The sequence below is a fragment of the Nonomuraea sp. B19D2 genome (assembly GCF_040137845.1).
Lineage (GTDB): Bacteria > Actinomycetota > Actinomycetes > Streptosporangiales > Streptosporangiaceae > Nonomuraea.
This window is the reverse complement of sequence record NZ_JBEFAK010000007.1, coordinates 96,781-115,555: the sequence shown is the minus strand read 5'-3', so window position 1 is coordinate 115,555 and position 18,775 is coordinate 96,781. Positions and strand designations below refer to the sequence as shown.

The 18,775-nt window shown below is 69.2% G+C and carries 21 protein-coding genes; 11 read left to right on the top strand and 10 right to left on the bottom strand.

The features are described 5' to 3' along the window. Positions 1–44 precede the first annotated feature (44 nt). Positions 45–350 (bottom strand): DUF1330 domain-containing protein, encoded by a 306-nt coding sequence (locus ABN273_RS15500; RefSeq protein WP_349449491.1) that lies wholly within the window; start codon positions 348–350, stop codon positions 45–47. 188 nt (positions 351–538) lie between these two features. Between ABN273_RS15500 and ABN273_RS15495 the strand changes: the two genes are divergently transcribed. Continuing rightward, positions 539–1,441 carry a LysR family transcriptional regulator gene (locus ABN273_RS15495; protein ID WP_349449490.1) on the top strand — a complete coding sequence of 301 codons (903 nt, stop codon included), beginning with the start codon at positions 539–541 and terminating at the stop codon, positions 1,439–1,441. A 563-nt stretch (positions 1,442–2,004) separates the two neighbouring features. Here ABN273_RS15495 and ABN273_RS15490 read toward each other — a convergent pair. After that, the gene (locus ABN273_RS15490) at positions 2,005–2,421 is read right to left on the bottom strand and encodes an NUDIX domain-containing protein (RefSeq protein ID WP_349449489.1); all 417 of its coding nucleotides are present in this window, start codon (positions 2,419–2,421) and stop codon (positions 2,005–2,007) included. A 173-nt stretch (positions 2,422–2,594) separates the two neighbouring features. Next, the gene (locus ABN273_RS15485; protein ID WP_349449488.1) at positions 2,595–2,765 is read right to left on the bottom strand and encodes a hypothetical protein; all 171 of its coding nucleotides are present in this window, start codon (positions 2,763–2,765) and stop codon (positions 2,595–2,597) included. A 36-nt stretch (positions 2,766–2,801) separates the two neighbouring features. Between ABN273_RS15485 and ABN273_RS15480 the strand changes: the two genes are divergently transcribed. Genes ABN273_RS15480 through ABN273_RS15460 form a run of 5 tightly spaced genes read left to right on the top strand, consistent with a single transcriptional unit; the run spans position 2,802 to position 7,754 of the window. Beyond that, positions 2,802–3,206 carry a GntR family transcriptional regulator gene (locus tag ABN273_RS15480; protein ID WP_349449487.1) on the top strand — a complete coding sequence of 135 codons (405 nt, stop codon included), beginning with the start codon at positions 2,802–2,804 and terminating at the stop codon, positions 3,204–3,206. Further along, positions 3,203–4,126, top strand: a complete 924-nt coding sequence (locus ABN273_RS15475) for an ABC transporter ATP-binding protein (protein ID WP_349449486.1) — start codon at positions 3,203–3,205, stop codon at positions 4,124–4,126. The genes ABN273_RS15480 and ABN273_RS15475 overlap by 4 nt, the downstream gene beginning before the upstream one ends. Further along, positions 4,123–5,172, top strand: a complete 1,050-nt coding sequence (locus ABN273_RS15470; protein ID WP_349449485.1) for an ABC-2 membrane transporter-related protein — start codon at positions 4,123–4,125, stop codon at positions 5,170–5,172. The genes ABN273_RS15475 and ABN273_RS15470 overlap by 4 nt, the downstream gene beginning before the upstream one ends. Beyond that, on the top strand, positions 5,169–6,587 hold the full coding sequence (locus ABN273_RS15465; RefSeq protein WP_349449484.1) for a S41 family peptidase: 1,419 nt from the start codon (positions 5,169–5,171) through the stop codon (positions 6,585–6,587). Before ABN273_RS15470 ends, ABN273_RS15465 begins: the two co-directional genes overlap by 4 nt. A 12-nt stretch (positions 6,588–6,599) precedes the next feature. After that, entirely contained in the window at positions 6,600–7,754 is a 1,155-nt protein-coding gene (locus ABN273_RS15460) for an alpha/beta hydrolase family protein (protein WP_349449483.1), read from the top strand. On the opposite strand, the gene ABN273_RS15455 is transcribed toward ABN273_RS15460, so the two are convergent. After that, positions 7,745–8,458, bottom strand: coding sequence for a TetR/AcrR family transcriptional regulator (locus tag ABN273_RS15455; protein WP_349449482.1), 714 nt, complete (start codon positions 8,456–8,458; stop codon positions 7,745–7,747). The genes ABN273_RS15460 and ABN273_RS15455 overlap by 10 nt on opposite strands. 101 nt (positions 8,459–8,559) lie before the next feature. On the opposite strand from ABN273_RS15455, the gene ABN273_RS15450 reads away from it, so the two are divergent. Both ABN273_RS15450 and ilvD read left to right on the top strand, forming a co-directional pair. After that, positions 8,560–9,780 carry a saccharopine dehydrogenase family protein gene (locus tag ABN273_RS15450; RefSeq protein WP_349449480.1) on the top strand — a complete coding sequence of 407 codons (1,221 nt, stop codon included), beginning with the start codon at positions 8,560–8,562 and terminating at the stop codon, positions 9,778–9,780. Positions 9,781–9,828: 48 nt separating this feature from the next. Then, entirely contained in the window at positions 9,829–11,478 is a 1,650-nt protein-coding gene (gene ilvD, locus ABN273_RS15445) for a dihydroxy-acid dehydratase (RefSeq protein WP_349449479.1), read from the top strand. A gap of 206 nt (positions 11,479–11,684) precedes the next feature. Here the strand turns inward: ilvD and ABN273_RS15440 are convergent, their stop codons facing one another. The 5 genes from ABN273_RS15440 to ABN273_RS15420 form a co-directional block, all read right to left on the bottom strand. Then, positions 11,685–12,131 carry a hypothetical protein gene (locus tag ABN273_RS15440; RefSeq protein ID WP_349449478.1) on the bottom strand — a complete coding sequence of 149 codons (447 nt, stop codon included), beginning with the start codon at positions 12,129–12,131 and terminating at the stop codon, positions 11,685–11,687. Positions 12,132–12,282: 151 nt separating this feature from the next. Next, complete coding sequence (locus ABN273_RS15435) at positions 12,283–12,669, bottom strand: STAS domain-containing protein (RefSeq protein ID WP_349449477.1); 387 nt, start codon at positions 12,667–12,669, stop codon at positions 12,283–12,285. Between the two features lie 41 nt (positions 12,670–12,710). Beyond that, the gene (locus ABN273_RS15430; RefSeq protein WP_349449476.1) at positions 12,711–13,688 is read right to left on the bottom strand and encodes a phosphotriesterase family protein; all 978 of its coding nucleotides are present in this window, start codon (positions 13,686–13,688) and stop codon (positions 12,711–12,713) included. Between the two features lie 59 nt (positions 13,689–13,747). Next, the gene (metG, locus tag ABN273_RS15425) at positions 13,748–15,160 is read right to left on the bottom strand and encodes a methionine--tRNA ligase (protein ID WP_349449475.1); all 1,413 of its coding nucleotides are present in this window, start codon (positions 15,158–15,160) and stop codon (positions 13,748–13,750) included. A 605-nt stretch (positions 15,161–15,765) separates the two neighbouring features. Then, positions 15,766–16,176 carry a DUF8711 family protein gene (locus ABN273_RS15420; protein ID WP_349449474.1) on the bottom strand — a complete coding sequence of 137 codons (411 nt, stop codon included), beginning with the start codon at positions 16,174–16,176 and terminating at the stop codon, positions 15,766–15,768. Positions 16,177–16,307: 131 nt separating this feature from the next. Between ABN273_RS15420 and ABN273_RS59460 the strand changes: the two genes are divergently transcribed. After that, entirely contained in the window at positions 16,308–16,490 is a 183-nt protein-coding gene (locus tag ABN273_RS59460; protein WP_502911030.1) for a Rieske 2Fe-2S domain-containing protein, read from the top strand. Beyond that, positions 16,415–17,134, top strand: a complete 720-nt coding sequence (locus tag ABN273_RS15415) for an SRPBCC family protein (protein ID WP_502911029.1) — start codon at positions 16,415–16,417, stop codon at positions 17,132–17,134. Before ABN273_RS59460 ends, ABN273_RS15415 begins: the two co-directional genes overlap by 76 nt. Here the strand turns inward: ABN273_RS15415 and ABN273_RS15410 are convergent. Beyond that, positions 17,104–17,658: a DUF1707 SHOCT-like domain-containing protein gene (locus ABN273_RS15410; protein WP_349449472.1), complete on the bottom strand. Its 555-nt coding sequence runs from the start codon at positions 17,656–17,658 to the stop codon at positions 17,104–17,106. The genes ABN273_RS15415 and ABN273_RS15410 overlap by 31 nt on opposite strands. A 185-nt stretch (positions 17,659–17,843) precedes the next feature. Here ABN273_RS15410 and ABN273_RS15405 point away from each other — a divergent pair, with 185 nt between their 5' ends. Beyond that, positions 17,844–18,767 carry an anti-sigma factor RsbA family regulatory protein gene (locus ABN273_RS15405; RefSeq protein ID WP_349449471.1) on the top strand — a complete coding sequence of 308 codons (924 nt, stop codon included), beginning with the start codon at positions 17,844–17,846 and terminating at the stop codon, positions 18,765–18,767. The last annotated feature ends 8 nt before the right edge of the window (positions 18,768–18,775 follow it).

The following is an 18,775-nucleotide window of genomic DNA, read 5'->3' as shown; positions in this document are numbered from 1 at the left end:
TGCGTATCAGGTGACGGATGCTCAGCGATGGCTGGGCCCGCCGGTCAGTCGATGCCTTCGATGATGCGGAAGTCGCGCTCGAAGCCGTCGGGGAGGGCCACCAGCGCCTTCTGGTATGCCTCGCTCTCGTATGCCGCGACGGCCTGTTCAAAGCTGTCGAACTCGATCAGAACGACGCGTTGCGTGATTCCGGCTTCGTGGGCGACGACTCGACCGCCACGGGACGGGATCAGGGACAGGACGCGCCCGCCCCCAGCCTGGACAGCCAGACCGGCCAGCTTGTCGTAGGCAGTCAGCCTCTCAGGGTCGGAAATGGCGGGGTAGACACTGACCCAGTAGCCCTTAGCCATGGAAACCTCCTGTGTTCGGCCGGACACATCCGACTTCGAATTGACACTCAGATCGATCGATCCCGGCGACGGGTACTGCGGTCAGTGGAATCGTCATATGCGCAGGTTAGGGCTTGATGTGCGGTCGAGGGAAAGACCGGTACGGGATAGACTCAGAACGGATCGTTATCAATCGGCAGGGAGGGCACGTGGCGCCGGATACGGTGAGCCTGCGGTACTTCCTGGTGCTGGCGCAGGAGTTGAACTTCACCCGCGCGGCCGCACGGATCGGTATCGCACAGCCCGCACTCAGCGCCCGGATGCGCCGATTGGAGGCGGAACTCGGTACGGCCCTGCTGGTCCGCAACACGCGTAGCGTCGTATTGACCACGGCCGGTGCGGCTTTGGCGGAGTCCGCGCCGCCCGCGCTGGCGGCGCTGGACCGGGCATGGGACACCGCCCGGAGCGCGGCGGCCGGTGAACTGGGCACGCTGCGCATCGGATACAGCCTCAGCACCGGGGCCGAGACGGCACCGGCCCTGGTGGACAGGCTGATTCGCGGCAACAGCGGACTCGAGGTCGGCGCGGTCCCGATGGCGACACCGGAGATCTCCCCCGCGGTCGCCGACGGCCGCATCGATGCCGGGATCACCCGCGGTGAACAGCCGGGCTGTGACGTGCGCCGGTTCCTGCTGCGGCGTCAGCGCATCGGGGTCCAGCTGGCGCAGCACCATCCGCTGGCCGAACACCCGGAGATCGAGATCGCCGACGCGGCCGCGTATCCGCTGCGACTCCCGGACCGTGCGGCCAACCCCGTGATCCACGATCAGCTGTCCGCACTGTTCCGAGACACCCGACCACACCCCCGATTCCACACGCCCGCAGTCTCTTTCGACATGTCTCAGCGCGACCTGCGCGACGGGGTCACCCTCGCCCCGGCCGGAGAAGCCGCGGTCACGGCACAACCGGCCGGTCTCACCTGGCGACCGCTGCGGGGCGCGCCCAGCCTGACGATCCACCTGGTCCTCCCACGCGAGCAGTCGCCACTACACCGGCGCATCCGTGCCGTCGCCAAAACCCTGGCGCACGAGCTGCACTGGCTGCCGGACTGACGCGCAAGAGATCAAGCGAGACGGACGTCTGCGGTGGCGAGGCCGAAGACCTTGCGCCCTGCGGACTTCGCGGTGATGACGACGACGGCGGTCTTGCTGAATGTCCGACACGACCTCGCTACGCCGGCGGATCAGCATCCGATGATGGCCCCGGGTCCGCTCCGAGTCGTACACCGCGGCGACGTCCTCGCCCAGCCGGAGATCTCGGCGGATGTGGGCTCCATGGCGATCTGCATCCGGCCAACGTCCTCACCTCGAACGCCGCAACCCTGCGCCGCGCCCGCGGATGGGCAGTGCTGCAAGCCCTCAGCGGCATCTGCATCGGAGAAGCCGGCGTCCGCGGACGCCCAGGCGGCAAGGCCACGTGGGGCCCACCCGCCCACGCCGCACTGCGACGCCTCATCGCAACAGCCCATCGCTGATCGATCACGCTCGCATACCTTCGCGCCAGACCCCACCATGCTCGGCATGCTGGGGTCCTACTTGTCTGACGTGGCTGACAGGACTCCAAACGGCTGACCAGCAAGTTCGCTTGACAGCCCAAGATAAAGGGCGGAGCGACGTCACGTGACGAGCACGGCGGTGAGCATCGAGAGATACGACTCGTGGGCGAGACGCAGGCTGTCAAGGTCGGATGTCTCGAACCACGCCACAGCGTCGTGCTCGTCCGGCGCGGCGTTGACGGGTGTTCCGGTCCACCTGTCGACCAACCAGATCTGCATGTCGAACGTCGCGGTCCGGATCTCATGCATCGGCGGGCCGAACGGCTCCGATGCCGTGATTCCCAACTCCTCCCGAAGCTCGCGGACAAGGCTCTCTTTCGGATCCTCCCCCTCCTCAACATGACCGCCCGGCAGGTCCCACACGTCGGGATACCAACGGCGTCCGGCGCTTCGATGACACAGCAACACCCGATCGCCGTCGCGAAGAACGGCCGTCACAATCCGGACCGGACCGGAGCCGTCAGCGGAGATCGACATCGGCCCATTCTGACCCATGCGGATCTGAGTTCGGTCAACTTGGCCTACGTGAAAGAAGAGATCATCATCCTCTGACCTGCTGGAAGGGTCCAACAACCCTAGATAACAGCGGCAGGCACTGGGGTGTCGGTAAGACGCTGTCTTCTCATCCGCGCGGGGGACGTTCACCCCGGTCAGAGATCTTCGACGTAGCCGGCGGCGATGTCGTCGGGTGGATCGGTGTAGAGCCGTAGGTACCGGTCGTCGGCGTGGCGGAACGGCGCGGCGATGGCAGCCGCGGACGGTAACAGCGCGGTGGACTCGGGGCCGGCGTCCCCGTCGAACGCTTTCTTAACCGGCTCCATACATGCAACCATCTAAAGTACTAGGACACTAGATAAATGGAGATACCGGTGATCGAGTTCCATCTGGATGCGAAGTCCGGCCTCTCGCCGTACCTGCAGTTGGTCCAGCAAGTACGACATGCGCTACGGCTCGGCCTGCTGCGCGAGGGCGACCAGCTCCCGACCGTCAAGGAGGTCGTGGCGCAGTTGGCGATCAACCCCAACACCGTCCTCAAGGCCTACCGGGAACTCGAGCACGAGGGCCTGGTCGCCGCACGGCCGGGGGTGGGGACGTTCGTGACGGCGACGCTCACCGGCACTTCGCTGGCCGCGCACGGCCCGCTGCGGCTGGAGCTGCAGCGCTGGCTGGCCAAGGCCCGACGGGCCGGCCTCGACGACGAAAGCATCGAGGCCCTCTTCATGACCACCTTTCGGAACACCGCTCAGGAGGACATAGCGTGACCGAGCGAAGCGCGGGCACCAACAAGCACAGCACTTCTGTCCTGCAGGCCCAGGGACTGGGCAAGAAATACGGCAAGCGCTGGGCGCTGCGCGACTGCGCCGTCGACATCCCGGCGGGCCACGTCGTCGGTTTGGTGGGCCCCAACGGAGCCGGCAAGACCACTCTGCTGAAGCTGGCCTGCGGCCAGCTGGAACCGACGGCGGGCGGCATCACCGTGCTCGGCGGCCGACCCGCGGCCACGCCCGCGCAGCTGGCCAGGGTCGGGTTCGTCGCCCAGGACACCCCCGTCTACGCGGGACTGACCGTGGCAGATCACCTGCGGTTAGGGGCTCGGCTCAACCCCCGCTGGGACACGACCATGGCGCGGGAACGGATCGCGCAACTCGGTCTCGTCCCCTCCCATCGGGCGGGCAAGCTGTCGGGCGGCCAGCGCGCCCAGCTGGCCCTCACCCTGGGTCTGGCCAAGCGGCCCGAGTTACTGATCCTGGACGAGCCGGTCGCCTCGCTCGATCCGCTGGCCCGGCGGGAGTTCATGCAGGGGCTGATGGAGGCCACGGTCGAGCACGAGTTCAGCGTGGTGCTCTCCTCCCACCTGGTCTCCGACCTGGAACGGATCTGCGACTTCCTGATCGTCCTCGTCGACTCTCGCGTCCAGGTCGCCGGGGAGGTCGACAAGCTGCTGGCCACCCATCACCGGCTCACCGGTCCGCGCCGCGATCCCGATCGGCTCCCCGCCGACCAGCACGTGGTCTCCGCGCGCCACACCGACCGGCAGAGCACGTTCGTGGTCCGTACCGACGCCCCGATTCACGACCCCGCCTGGACGGTCACCCAGCTCAGCCTGGAGGACCTCGTCCTCGCCTACATGGACAAGCGCACCGCCGAGAACCGGCGAGTCGCTCTGGAGGTGCAGCGATGATCTGGCTGACCTGGCGCCAGTTCCGCGGCTCGGCCGCGATGCTGGCCGCCGTACTCGTCATCCTCGCCGTCGCCCTGGCCCTGACCGGCCCGGACCTGGCCTCCGGCTATTCCGCCGGGATCGCCCAGTGCGTCCAGGACAACAGCTGCGGCCAGTTCTACGACCGCTTCTTCGGCGAGCACGACCTTCCCTTCATGGCCGTCAGCCTCGTCGTGCTGCTCCTGCCCGCTGTCGTCGGGATCTTCTGGGGAGCACCGTTGATCACCCGCGAGCTGGAGGCGGGCACGCACCTGTTGGTATGGAACCAGAGCATCTCCCGCAATCGGTGGCTGGCGGTCAAGCTGGGGCTCACCGGCCTGGTCGCCATGGCCGCCGCCGGCGTGTGCGGCCTCGCGGTGACCTGGTGGTCCGCTCCCCTGGACAAGTCAGCTCCGGACAGCTTGGCCCTGATGGCTCCCCTGGTGTTCGGCGCGCGCGGCATCGCCCCGTTGGGGTACGCGGCCTTCGCCTTCGTCCTGGGCGTGACCGTGGGCATGCTGGTGCGCCGCACCCTGCCCGCCATGGCCCTCACCCTGGCCGTCTTCGTCGCGATCCAGCTGGCCATGCCGCTGCTGGTCCGTTCCCATCTGATGCCTCCGGTCACGTCGACCTTCGAGCTCGGCCCGGCGAACGTGGGGATTTTCAGCATCAATAGGGATGAAGGCGGACGTGTGCGCATTCTCCTCGAATCGGCCGTTCCTGGCCACGCGGGCGCCTGGGTCCTGTCCGGCAACCTGATTGATCCGTCCGGACACACGATCTCCAACAGCGACGGCGAAGCCGAAATCCAGATCTCCACGACGTCGGGACCCTGCGCACCGTCGGGATCAGTGATCATGGACGCGTGCATGGCCGAGGTCAACCGGCTCGGCTACCGGCAGCAGGCGACCTACCAGCCCCTTGAGCGCTTCTGGCCCTTCCAGTGGATCGAGACCGGGATCTACGCCCTGCTCACCCTCGGCCTCACGTGGTTGTCCTTCTGGTGGATCCGGAGGCGCCTGTCATGACCGTCATCAGGACCGCGACCGCCGGGCTCGCCCTCCTCCTGGCGGCGGCCTGCACGGCCCCGGCGCCGCCGCGCAGCCAGGCGAGCACGGCAACCAGTACGGCCTGCGGGCAGCCCCAGGGCCGTACGCAGGCGGAGACGGCCACCACCGTCGACGTCATCGAGCAGGCGTACTTCTGTATCCTCGGCAACTACTACAGCGGCGCCACGCTGGACGCGCGCTCGCTGCTGACCGCCGGGTTCGTCGCCCTGACGCAGGAGCTCAACCGCAACGGCCACGACCTGCCCGAGGCGACCATGCCGGCGCTGACCGGTGACCGGAAAGCCGACTGGGCAGCTTTCGAGGCCGTCTATCGCAAGACCACCGATCGGGTCCCAGGTCTCCGCGACAAGCTGGCCATCGTCACCCTCGAGGCCATCGTGGCCAGCCTCGGCGACAACCACGCTCGCTGGGCGCACGACGTCGAGCGGCCGCCCGACTACTACGACGGCGACGGCTACGGCCTGGGTTTGCAAGCGAACGTCGACGGCTCGCAGGTGGAGGGCAACCCCGGTGTCGCCCTTCCCCCGCTGTTCGTCACCACCGTGCAGGGCGGCGCGGCGCAGGCCGCCGGACTGCGCCCGGGCGACGTCATCGAATGGATCAACGGATCGGCGCCCTTCATCGACGGGAAGGCCACCCCCGCGATCGCCGCCCTCTACCCGCGATACCCGGAGGCGCGCCCGGTCCGGCTGCGGCTGCTGCGGCAGAGCACCGGCCGCCGCTGGACCGTGACGCTCAAGCCCGGTCTCTACCAGCGGGATCTGGCCGCCCTGCAGGTGGTGCAGTCGAAGCTACTGGACGACGACATCGCCTATGTACGGATGCGCGGGTTCGCGCCCGACTCCGCGGACCGGGTTCTCAAGGCGATCTCCAGACTACGCAAGGGCCGGACACTCGCCGGCGTCGTGCTGGACCTGCGCGGCAACGGCGGCGGCAGCCCCACGGAGGCGACCCGGCTGGTGAGCGCGTTCGGTCACGGCAAGGTCACCGCCTACCAGTGCACCGTGGACGGCAAGTGCGAAACCTCGTGGACCGACGACACCGTGGAGCTGGTCAACCTGCCGCTGGTCGTGCTCACCGACCGCGGATGCGCCTCGGCCTGCGAGCACTTCAGCTCCGCGGTCAAGGACCTGCGCCTCGGCCGGCTGGTCGGCACCAGGACCGCCGGGGTCATCTCCGGACCGGCACAGCCGTACCTGCTCAGCAACAACACCACGCTGGGCTTCCCCGCCAGGCACCACCTCGGACCCGATCGCGAGGTGATCGACAGGATCGGCGTGCCTCCCGATCACTACGTGCCCCTGACCTCGAAGGACGCGGCCGCCGGGCGCGACCCCGCCCTGGCCAAGGCCCTGACCTTGCTGCAGAAGTGAAGGGACCTCTCGATGAGACACCTCCTGGCAGCCGCCGCGGGACTGGCCGTCCTCGCCGCGTCCGCCTGCTCCGCACCCATGCCGCCACGCTCCGCTGCCCCATCGGCGACGCCCACCGGCCCCGCCACCCTGCCCGCCCCCACCGGCGCCCACCCGGTCGGCACCACCGCCCTGTATCTGAAGGACACCTCCCGCCCCGATCCCTGGAACCTCGACGTCGAAGCCAGAGAGCTCAAGGTCACCCTGTGGTATCCGACCGAGCAGCGCGACGGGCAGCGGGCGCCGTACATGACGCCGAAGGAATCGGAGCTCGCCATGAGGCGCTATGGGATCGCGGGCGTCCCGGACGACACGCTGAGCAAGACTCGCACGAACGCCGTCAAGGACGCCGAACCCACGGGGCGCAAGCTTCCGCTGGTGGTGCTCTCCCCGGGCTTCACCAATCCGATGAGCACGCTCACGTCCCTGGCCGAGGATCTGGCCAGCCGCGGGTACGTCGTGGCCGGGATCGACCACACCTACGAGAGCTACGCCACGACCTTCCCCGACGGGCGGGTCGCCGAATGCCTCGCCTGCGACAGCGACACCGACCCGGGCTTCGGCACGGGGGTGGTCGCGGGCCGGGCGGCCGACGTCTCCTTCGTGCTCGACCAGCTGCCATCGAAGTGGGACGGTTCCGACCGGATCGACCGCTCCAGAATCGCAATGGCAGGCCAGTCGATCGGCGGGGCCAGCGCCATGGCGGCCATGGTGAAGGACCCCCGGGTACGTGCCGGGATCGACATGGACGGCACCACCTACGCCCGGATCCCCAAGAGCGGGTTCTCCCGGCCGTTCATGTTCCTGGGCTCGGCGCAGCACGTCCCCGGCGGCCGCGACAATTCGTGGGACCGCGACTGGAAGCTGCTGACCGGGTGGAAGCGCTGGCTCGTGCTGTCGGGCGCGGAACACCAGTCCTTCACCGACGGCCCGCTGATTGCGGGCGCCCTCGGCATCACGCCCGCCTACGGCGTTCTGCCCGCGGCGCGCGCCGCCGAGCTCACCCGCACGTACGTGGCGGCCTTCCTCGACCAGCACCTGAAGTCTCAGCGGCAGCCTCTCCTGGACAAGCCGTCATCGCGCTACTCCGAAGTCGGGTTCTGCCCCGCGAGCTGCGGTCAATCCTGAGGGCGGAGACCTCTGAGCTGCGCGGACGCGCTGGACAGGAGCATGTCCAGGGCTGTCGGGTAGGCGCTGTCGTTCATCTGGGCCACCAGCAGCGGCGCCGTCGCGGCGATGTTCGGGTGGGTACGGGCGGGCAGCCGGGCGTACGTGGCGCGCCACACCTCCTCATCGGCCTCCCGCGCGGCCTTCGGCAGGGCCAGCGTCGCGGCGTCCAGGATGGCGAAGGCCAGGCTCTGGTCGATGAACGCGTGATAGATCCGCACCGCGTCCGCGTCCGCGAACCCGGCCCCGCGCAGGATGCCGAGGATGGTCTCGTCGCCGGCCACCTCGTTCGGCCGGCCGGTGACCCGGCTGGCGGTCAGCAGCGCGGCCTGCGGGTGCGTCAGGTACGCGTGGTGGATGCGAAGGCCCAATTCGCGCAGGTCGGCGCGCCAGTCGCCCTGGGGCCGCCAGTCGGCCATCGCCGTGCCGAACAGCTCGTCGGCGATCGCCAGGACCAGGTCGTCCATGCCGCGGAAATAGCGGTAGATCGTGCTGGCGTCGGCGCCCAGGGCGAGGCCGAGGCGGCGGGCGGTCAGCCCGGCGGCCCCGTGCTCGCGGAGCATGCGCAGGGCGGTCTCCACGATGAGCTGGTGGGTGAGGACCTGCCCCTGCTTGGTGGGACGTCGCCGCCTGCGCGCCGCCTCCGGCACCACCCGCTTGGCCATCCGTACGTCCCTCCTTATGCCAACGCCATTGACGTTGATGAGCCTAGCGGGATTGGATGCACGAAACCCCCCGAAAAGCATCCAAAAGGGGCTCATTTGTCATGCGTATCCTTCTCATCGGAGCCGGCGGCGTAGGAACCGCCGTCACCCGCATCGCCGCGCGCCGCCCGTTCTTCGACCACATGGTCGTCGCCGACTACGACCTGCCCCGCGCCAAGGCGGCCGTCGCCGCGCTGGGTGAGCGGGCGGGCAGGTTCACCGCGGCCAAGATCGACGCCGCCGACCCGGCCGCGGTCGTCGCGCTGCTCGAAGAGCACCGATGCGACGTGCTCCTGAACGCCACCGACCCGCGTTACGTGCTCCCGCTGTTCGACGCGGCGCTCGCGGCCGATGCCGACTACCTCGACATGGCGATGTCGATGTCCAGGCCGCACCCGGACCGCCCGTACGAGGAGGTGGGGGTCAAGCTGGGCGACGACCAGTTCGCCCGCGACGGCGAGTGGGCGGCGAAGGGCCGGCTGGCGCTGGTCGGCATGGGCGTGGAGCCCGGCCTGGCCGACGTCTTCGCCCGGTACGCCGCCGACGAGCTGTTCGACGACATCGAGGAGATCGGCATCAGGGACGGCGCCAACCTGACCGTCGACGGCTACGAGTTCGCCCCGTCGTTCAACATCTGGACCACCATCGAGGAGTGCCTCAACCCGCCGGTCATCTACGAGAAGGACCGCGGCTGGTACACCACGGAGCCGTTCAGCGAGCCCGAGGTCTTCGACTTCCCCGACGGGATCGGCCCCGTGGAGTGCGTGAACGTGGAGCACGAGGAGGTGGTGCTCGTCCCGAGGTGGATCCCGGCCCAGCGGGTGACGTTCAAGTACGGCCTCGGCGAGGACTTCATCGGCAAGCTCAAGACCCTGCGCGCGCTCGGCGTGGACAGCACCGAGCCGGTCGCCGTCAGGACCGACGACGGCACCGCCCGGGTCGCCCCGCGCGACGTGGTCGCCGCCGTGCTGCCCGACCCGGCGGGCCTCGGCGACCGCATGCGCGGCAAGACCTGCGCCGGCACCTGGGTGAAGGGCGTCAAGGACGGGCGGCCGCGCGAGGTGTACCTGTACCACGTGGTGGACAACCAGTGGTCGATGCGCGAGTACGGCTCCCAGGCCGTGGTCTGGCAGACCGCCGTGAACCCGGTCGTCGCCCTGGAGCTGCTGGCGAACGGGCGGTGGAAGGGCGCGGGCGTGCTGGGGCCCGAGGCGTTCGAGCCGCGCCCGTTCCTTGACCTCCTGATCGAGTACGGCTCCCCCTGGCAGATGCGCGAGCAGTAGGCGCTGGGATCATTGAGGGCAACAACCGGCACGACGAAGGACTGCGCCTTGAGCATCGCCGACGACCCCGACCGCGCACCGGCCCGCTCCCACCTGTACGCCATGGGCTGGTCGGAGGAGGATATGCGCCGCCCCGTGGTCGGCATCGCCTCCACCTGGACCGGCACCATGCCCTGCAACCTCAACCACCGCGAGCTGGCCGCCCACGTCGCCGAGGGGGTGCGTGCGGCGGGCGGCACGCCGATGGAGTTCAACACGATCGCCGTCTCCGACAACCTCACCATGCACACCCCCGGCATGCGCGCGTCGCTGGTCAGCCGCGAGGTCATCGCCGACTCGATCGAGCTCATGGGCCGCGCCCACGGCTTCGACGCGCTGGTGGCCATCGTGGGCTGCGACAAGACCGTGCCCGCCGGGATCATGGCGCTCGCCCGCCTGGACGTGCCCTCCGTCGTCCTCTACAGCGGCAGCATGATGCCCGGCAGGTGGCGCGGGCGGGACGTCACCATCCAGGACATGTGGGAGGCGCTCGGCGAGCGCGCGGTCGGCCGCCTCGACCAGGCGGAGCTGGACGATCTGGCCAAACACGCCTGCCCGGGCGCCGGCACCTGCGCCGCCCAGTACACCGCCAACACCATGGGCAGCGTCGCCGACTTCCTCGGGCTGGCGCCGTTCGGCCTGGGCGACATCCCCGCGGTGGCCGAGGAGAAGAACGCCGCGGCCCGCCGGGTCGGCGAGATCGCCATGGAGGCGCTGGCCCGTGACGCCCGCCCCTCCCGCGTGCTCACCGAGGACGCCCTGCACAACGCGATCGTCTCGGTCGCGGCCATGGGCGGCTCGACCAACGCCGTCCTGCACCTGCTGGCCATCGCCCGCGAGGCCGGGCTGTCGCTGCGCATCGACGAGATCGGCGAGGTGTGCCGCCAGGTCCCGATCATCACCGGACTCAAGCCGAGCGGCGGCGACCACACGGCCCTGGACCTGTGGCGGGCCGGCGGCACCTCACTGGTGGTGCGCCGCCTGCTGGAGGCCGGGCTGCTGCGCGAGAACGTCACGCTGGTGGACGGCCGCACGCTGGCCGAGGTCGCCGCGGACGCCGAAGAGACGCCGGGGCAGCAGGTGGTGGCGAGCGTCGCGGAGCCGTTCAAGCCGCGCGGCGCGCTGGCCATCCTGCGGGGCTCGCTCGCGCCCGACGGCTGCGTGCTCAAGCTGGGCGGCAAGGACGACTTCCGCCACGAGGGCCCGGCCAAGGTGTTCGACTCGGAGAACGACTGCTACGTCGCCATCCAGGAGGGGCTCATCGTGCCCGGCGACGTCATCGTCCTGCGTTACGAGGGCCCCGCAGGCGGTCCCGGCATGCGCGAGATGCTCTCGATCACCGGCCCGCTCGTCGGCCGCGGCCTCGGGTCCTCGGTGGCCCTGGTGACCGACGGGCGCTTCAGCGGGGTCTCGCACGGGCGGGTGATCGGGCACGTGGCGCCCGAGGCGTACCATGGCGGGCCGATCGCGCTGGTGCGCGACGGCGACACGATCGTCATCGACAGCGCGGCGGAGACGATCGAGCTGGTGGTGCCGGAGGAGGAGCTGGAGCTGCGCCGGGCCTCGTGGAAGCGGCCCGACAGGGAGGTCGAGCGAGGGGTGCTGACCAAGTACATGGCGACCGTGGGCTCCGCCTCGGACGGCGCGGTGACGGCCTGAGCGGGATCGAGCAGCTGTTCGGGGCCGCTATGCTGCGCAGAGACGTTCGCCGGATCCGCAGAAGGAGACTTACGCGATGTACAAGGACTTCGCTGTCGAGGCCGTGATGTGGCTCGTCCCGGTCGTGGTGCTGATCGGGGTGGCACTCCTCGTCACCGCGTGAGCCAGGGGCCCAGCCGGGGGTCGGCCCGGCCCCTGGCGGTCACTCAGCGGTAGTACCTGTACGACACGTAGGTGCTGGCGTACGGCCTGAATGAGGCGTAACCGTCCAGCGTGTTGTTCCACATCTGCGTCAGTGTCGAGGTGCGCACGGTGCAGGAGGCCCAGCGGACCCCGTAGGGGCGGATGGTGCCCACGTAGTCATAGCACGACCCGGCCTTCCTGCCGTTGACCTTGAGCCGCGCGTTGAGCTTGACCTGGTAGAGCCTCTTACCCGACCGGTTCTTGACCCGGACCTTGATCGAGCAGGTGTCCTTGCACCGGCCGAAGTAGATTCTGGTGCGGATGAGCTGAGCACTGGCCGCGGCGGTCGTCGCCTTCGTCGCCGCCGTGACGCTCGTCGATGCCCCCGCGGTCGCCGCACCGGCGGGTGCCGCCATGAGCGTGGTCGCGGTCGCCGCCACTAAGGCCGTGCCGGCAAGGCGCTTGATCATTTTGCCCCCTGTTACAGAGAACAGCCGCTCCCCCCTGTCGGCAGCGGCTCGTACTTGTCCGACTACTATCAGGAAAGCGGCAATGCCACCCTTTCGCCGCGAAGATCCGATACGAAACGGTTATCCGCTTATATCGGGCTTATCCCGTGGGCTACTCGGTGTACGGCGGCGCGGCGTCGGTGTCGTTGAGCTCGGCGATGGCCAGCTCGGCCGTGCTGCGGATGTCGAAGAACTTGTCGAGCGCGGTGATCGCGAACAGGTGCTTGCACCTGCCGTTCAACCCCGACAGCAGCAGCCGCCCACCCGAGGCGGTGACCGCCTTGTGCAGGTAGACCAGCACGGACAGGCCGGAGGAGTCGCAGACGCTGACGGCCTGCATGTCGATGACGAGCATCGGGGGCTGGGTGAGATCGAGAGCCTTGGTGACGCGGTCGCGAACCTCCGCCGCGGACCCGAAGTCGAAATCCCCCGTCAGCCGCGCGATGACGCAGGGTCCCTGGAGTCCGAGGCTTATCGACAAGGCCTGCTCCGAAGTCACCCAGCTCCACCTACCCGCGTTGCTCGTCCGATCCGACTACCTTACGAGAAGTAGCGCTTCGGGTTGAACACCAGCATCTGCTCAATCTGGTCATCGGTCACACCCGAGTCCAGCAGTGCGGCCAAGACGTCGTCGTGAATGTGATCGTAGCGCCAGTCGGGTGCGAGCGTTGAGCGGGCCTCGTCCCAGGCGCCGCCGAAGTAGTCCATGAAGCAGGCGGTGTCGTGGCTGAGGACCATGCGGTCGGCGTATCCGTGCTGGCAGAGCGCCGCGACCGTGGCCACGCGCTGCGCGGTCGGGTTGTACGCGTCCAGCCCGAACCGGTCCATCCCGAGCGTCGCGCCGGTGTCGGCCAGGCGCATGAGGTAGTCGAGGTCGTTGCTGTCGCCCGCGTGCCCGACGATCACCTTCGCCAGGTCGACGCCTTCCTTGGCGAACAGGTCGAGCGCGATCAGGCCGCTCTGCGTGAAGGCGTTCGTGTGGACGGTGATCGGGGCGCCGGTACGCAGGTGCGCCTGCGCGACGGCCCGGCAGATGCGTTCGACTCCGGGCGTCAGGCCCTTCTGCTCGACCACGCACTTCAGGAACGCGGCCTTCACGCCGGTGTCGGCGATGCCCTCGGTGAGATCGCGTACGAAGTCGTCGATCATCGGGTCCGGCATGTCGAGGAACAGGCCGGGGCCGCGGTGCTCGTACTGGTGTGGCAGCTCCTCGAAGGCGTAGATGCCGGTGGCGACGATGATGTTCAGGCCGGGCACCTGCTCGGCGATCCGCTGGATGCGCGGGAGGTACCGGCCGAGCCCCCACACCGTCGGGTCGGCGATCGTCCGCACCCCCTTCGCGACCACCGCGTTGAGCTTGGCGACCGCGTCCGCCACGCGGTACTCCTCGTCCCACCAAGCACCTTTGCCGTAGTTGTCCAGATGCTCGGTGGACAGGACGAACACGTGCTCGTGCATGAGCGTCTGCCCGAGCCGGTCAACATCCACAGGTCCGCGAACGGTGTCGACAGTGGGCACGAGCGCCTCCATACCGCCTGGTCTGTAGGCGCTCAACCTAGGCTCGTCCACGATCTGCGTCAACCACCCGCCCCGGCACGGGCGAGCCGCCGGAACAGCGGCGCCGGCCTCGGCAGCCGCTCACCGCCCACCGCCGCGGCCACGCGCGCCGCCGCGGTCGGCAGGAAGGGCTCGAGCTGTACGGCCAGCTCCCGGCACGCGTGCACCAGTGTCCCCAGGGAGACCTCCTGCTGGGCCCGCGTCTGCTGCCACGGCTGGGTGCGCTCGACGTACCTGTTGGCCTCCTCGACGATCGCCCACACGGCCACCGCCGCCCGGCGGAAGTCGAACGCCTCCAGCGCCTCGTCCACCGGCACGTCGACGAGCGCCTCCCCGGCAGGGGGCACGTGGCCGTCCAGGAAGCGATGCACCATGGTGGCGACCCGGTTGACCAGGTTGCCCAGACCGTTGGCCAGGTCCTCGTCGGCCCTGGCGACCAGCCGTTCCTCGGTGAAGTCGGCGTCGCCCACGCGCGGCACCTCGCGCAGCAGCCACCACCGCACGGCGTCGACCCCGTACGCGTCGACGAGCGCCAGAGGATCGGCCGTGTTGCCCGCCGACTTGCTGATCTTACGACCGTCCACGGTGAGGTAGTCATGCACGAAGATCCCCGTGGGCAGCGGCTCGCCCGCGGACAGGAGCATCGCGGGCCAGTACACCGCGTGGAACCTGATCACTCCCTTGCCCATCAGGTGCACCTTGCGCGGCTCGGCGACCCACCAGCGGTCGTAGTCGTCACCTTCGAGCGCGGTGATGTAGTTGGCCAGCGCGTCCCACCACACGTAGACCACCTGGCCCGGGTCGCCGGGCACCGGGATGCCCCAGCCGCGGGCCCGGGCGGCGGACCGCGAGATGCTGATGTCGTCCAGGCCCGCCTCGATGAACGCCAGCACCTCGTTCCGCCGCGCGACGGGCTCGATCCTGAGCTGTCCGGAGCGGATGAGCTCGCTCAGCGCGTCCTGGTACCGGGACAGGCGGAAGAACCAGTTCTTCTCGGACACGTGCTGCAGCCGCGCCGCATGCCCTTCGGGACAGGGGCCCTCCGGGTAGAACTGCTCGCAGCCCACGCAGTAGAGCCCCTCGTAATGCCGCTGGTAGAGGTCGTCTCTCGTGGCCTGCCAGATCCGCTCGACCCCGGCGCGGTGCCCGGGGTGGGCGCTCGTCCGGATGAACGAGTCGAACGACAGGTCCAGCGGCCCGCGCAAAGCCTCGAACGCGGCCGCGTTCCGGTCCACCAGCTCCCGCACCGGGACGCCCTCCGCCTCGGCGGCCAGCACGTTCTTGAGCGAGTTGTCGTCGGTGCCCGTCTGGAACCGCACCGGCTCGCCCCGCCGCCGATGGTGCCTGGCCAGCACGTCGGCCTGCACCAGCTCCAAGGCGTGCCCGAGGTGGGGTCGGGCGTTGACGTAGGGGATGGTCGTCGTGATGTACATCGGTTGCCTCCAAAGGGCCCCGAACACGACGAGAGGCCCCGGGTCGCAGGGCCTCAACAAGACGTCGCCGATGAAACCCCCTAGGGGGCCATCATCACCAGGCACGTCGTCATGCCGCTCATGCTAGCGGCCTTCGGCCGCCCCGAGCCATCCGGATTCGCCCGCCGACGCGGCGGGAACGGGCGGCCGTGGCAGCGCCTCTCGTCACAGGACAGAACAGCAAGGCGAGGATTGGTGGCAAACAAACATGGCCGAGGATATGCGCAGCCCCGCATCGGTCCGGGTCATCTGTCCATTGGCTGGGGAGGTGCAGCTCGCGGTCGACGAGGGCTTGGCCGGACTGGGTGGCCCAGGTTGAACGTGGTGGCCCGGAAACATGGCCAGCTTGACGAGCCTCAGCACGGCGTAGGCCACCGCGGAGACGGGCGCAAGCGCGCCCACGCGGTGGCCGGACAGCCGGGTTCTCCACAAGGCGGCGGACGCCCCCGTTTGCGCCGCCAGCGTCTCACCCGTCACGGGCAGCAAGACTAGAACGAATCCACCCGAACGCTGCGCGGCCGCCGCACCGTCCTGCCCCCCACAGGCGGAACGGCGACCGCGGGCCGTCAGCCGCAGGCCTTGGCGGCCTTGGCCTGGATCTCGGGGAGCTTCGCCATCGCGTCTGCGGCGCCCGAAGGGTTGTCGACCTTGATGCTCTCGAAGACGGCCGCCATGTCGTTCACCGCGCTGGCAAGATCCCCGTCGTACTTGCTCGCGAGGGTCTTGAGCTTGCCCGCAGTCTCCTGGCTCGCCTTCTCAATGGCCTTGGGGTCGGTCGCAGAGCTGGTGAACTCGCTGGTGATCTTGCTGATCTCCTGACTGACCTCGGCACAGTCAACGGCCTGGCCGACCGCGCCACAGGCGGTGGTGAGAGCGGCAAGGGTCAGCGTCGCGGCCGCGACGGCCAGGCGACGACGAGGGGGAGTCATTTCATGCCCTTCGTAGGTTTTTCGAACGAAGGGAACATTATGGATCACTCCTTGACCGTCACTTGCACCCCACTAACACCATCCGTATCAATGGGGCGTAAAACCCTCGGTGGGCCCAGTGTGCGCAAGTTGGGCACCTGCCGCGCCGAGGAGCAGGCCAAGATCTTCGAGAGCCTCTCGTGGTGGGTGGCCGGGACGATCGGCTGCGTGCCTTCCTCAACGTCTGCAGGCACTGCGGCGCCCGCCTCTGCCTCGAGCCGGAGGGCGAAGTCAGCAGGACGATCAGGTGCGCGTACCACGGTGGCTGGGGTACGCGTGGGTGTGCCTGGCTGCGGAGCCGCCCTCGTTCGAGGAGACGGTGACGTACGCGGCCACCGGGCGGCTCGGCGACCCGGCCGCCATCGAGCGATACCGCGTGGCCGAGCTCGCGCTCGGCCGCAGGACCGTCTACGACGTCAAGGCCAACTGGAAGCTCGTCGTCGAGAACTTCGTGGAGTGCTACCACTGCGCCACCATCCACCCCGAGCTGGTCAGCGTGCTGCCGGAGTTCGCGGGCGGCTTCGCGGCGCAGTACCACGTGGGTCACGGCACGGAGCTCGCCGAGCGGGCCGAGGGGTTCACCGTGGACAGCAGCCCGGGCTTCGGCAAGCTGCCGGACGTGTCGCAGGACCAGGACCGCCGCTACTACGCGATCACCGTCAAGCCGCAGGTGTTCGTCACCCTCGTGCCCGACCACGTGATCCTGCACCGGATGTTCCGGCTGGCGGTGGACAGGACCGTGGTCGAGTGTGACTGGCTCTACCATCCCGACGTGGTGGTCTCCGGCGCCGACCTGTCACTGTCGGTCGAGCTGTTCCACCGGGTCAACGAGCAGGACTTCGACGCCTGCGAGCGGACACAGCCCGGCATGTCGTCACGCGGGTACCGCGACGGCGGGGTGCTCGTGCCCGGCGAGCACCACATCTCGCTCTTCCGTCAGTGGCTGAACCAGCGCCTGCGCGGATAACGCACCGCGAGCCCGCCGTACTTCGTCCGGCCGCTGATCACGACGTAGAGGGCGCCGGGGCGGGGCCTGCTCGGCACGTCGGAGGTCGTGACCTGGCCGTAGTCGCTGCGGAACGCGTCGACGTTCGCCACTCCGCCGTCAGGCAAGATGATCTTGGCGGAGCCGTACGCGAGATCGAGCTCGATGTCCACAACCGGGTTGGTGACGACGGCCTCGGAGAGGTCCAGTTCGACGCTGCCGTACTTGGAGGCGACCCGCAGCCGCCGGGGGACGGCCCAGTCGCCGGAGCGCTTGATGTGGCCGTTCTTCGACTCCAGCTCGACCACGTCGTCGACCTGCGGCTCCTCGACGGGGAGATCGTCGATCAGGCCCAGCAGCTCACCATAGGTCTTCGCGGTCAGGGCGATCTCGAGGCGGTCTTCGAGCTCCAGCTGGGTGAGGCGGCCCTCGCTGAACGCGTGCTGCAGTTGTTGCGTGGTCCGCTCGCGGTCACCGTCGGAGACCCGCATCTGCAATTCCGACATGTCTCTGAGCATAGGAGCGTAACGCTCAGAACGGGAGGCGTCGGCCGGATGGGGTGCGCAGATCCAGAGGGAGTAGCGTGCCGGCAGGGCGGGGGCGGCGGATAAGCCGGATTCTGCTCTTCACACCCATTTAGGTACCCAACGGATTGCCGTGAAGTCATCAACCTTGGGTAGCGTGAACTCTGATGTTGGCGGAACCATTCGTTCATCCGGCGCTCTTCTACCGGGGCGACCGGGAATATGTGGCTGCCACCACCGAGTTCGTGCGCGCCGGGCTGGCTCTCGGCGAGCCGGTCGCGGTCGCCGTCCCCGCCGCGAATCTCGCGCTGATCGAAGCCGGGCTGGGGGATGACGCCAAGTCGGTGCTCCTGCTCAACATGCAGGAGGCCGGGCGCAACCCGGGGCGGATCATCCCCGCCGTGCTGCGCGAGTTCGCCGACCGGCATCCCGGTCACCACGTCCGGATCATCGGCGAGCCGATCTGGCCAGGACGCACCGACCCGGAATACGGGGCCGCGGCCCAGCACGAGGCGCTGATCAACCTGTCGTTCACGGGGCGGCGGGTCACGATCCTGTGCCCGTACGACGCCGTCCGGCTGGCGCCGGAGGTCATCGACGAGGCGGCGCGCACCCATCCCGTGCTGCGCGACGTCACGAGGGAGTGGCCCAGCGCCGACTACGCGCCCGAGCTGGTGATCTCGGGCCACAATCGGGCGCTGGAGGAGCCCGCCGAGTTCGTGTCGCTGCGCTTCGACCGCACCAACCTGTCGGCGGCCCGTGGCCTGGCCGCGCGGCGGGCCGCCGAGATGGGGTTCTCCGGCGACCGGCTCGACGACGTCCGGCTGACGGTGGCCGAGCTGGGCGCCAACAGCCTCGACCACGGGGGCGGCTCCGGGACGATCCGGGTGTGGGCCGAGGGCGCGCGGCTGGTGTGCGAGGTCAGCGACTCGGGGCACATCACCGATCCGCTCGTGGGGCGCCGGCCGGTCGACCCCCGCCAGGCCGGCTCGCGCGGGCTGCTGATCGTCAACCTCCTGAGCGACCTCGTACGCATCCACAGCCGCGCGGGGGCGACCACCATCCGCGCCTACTTCGACGTCCCCAAGTAAGCCCGCCC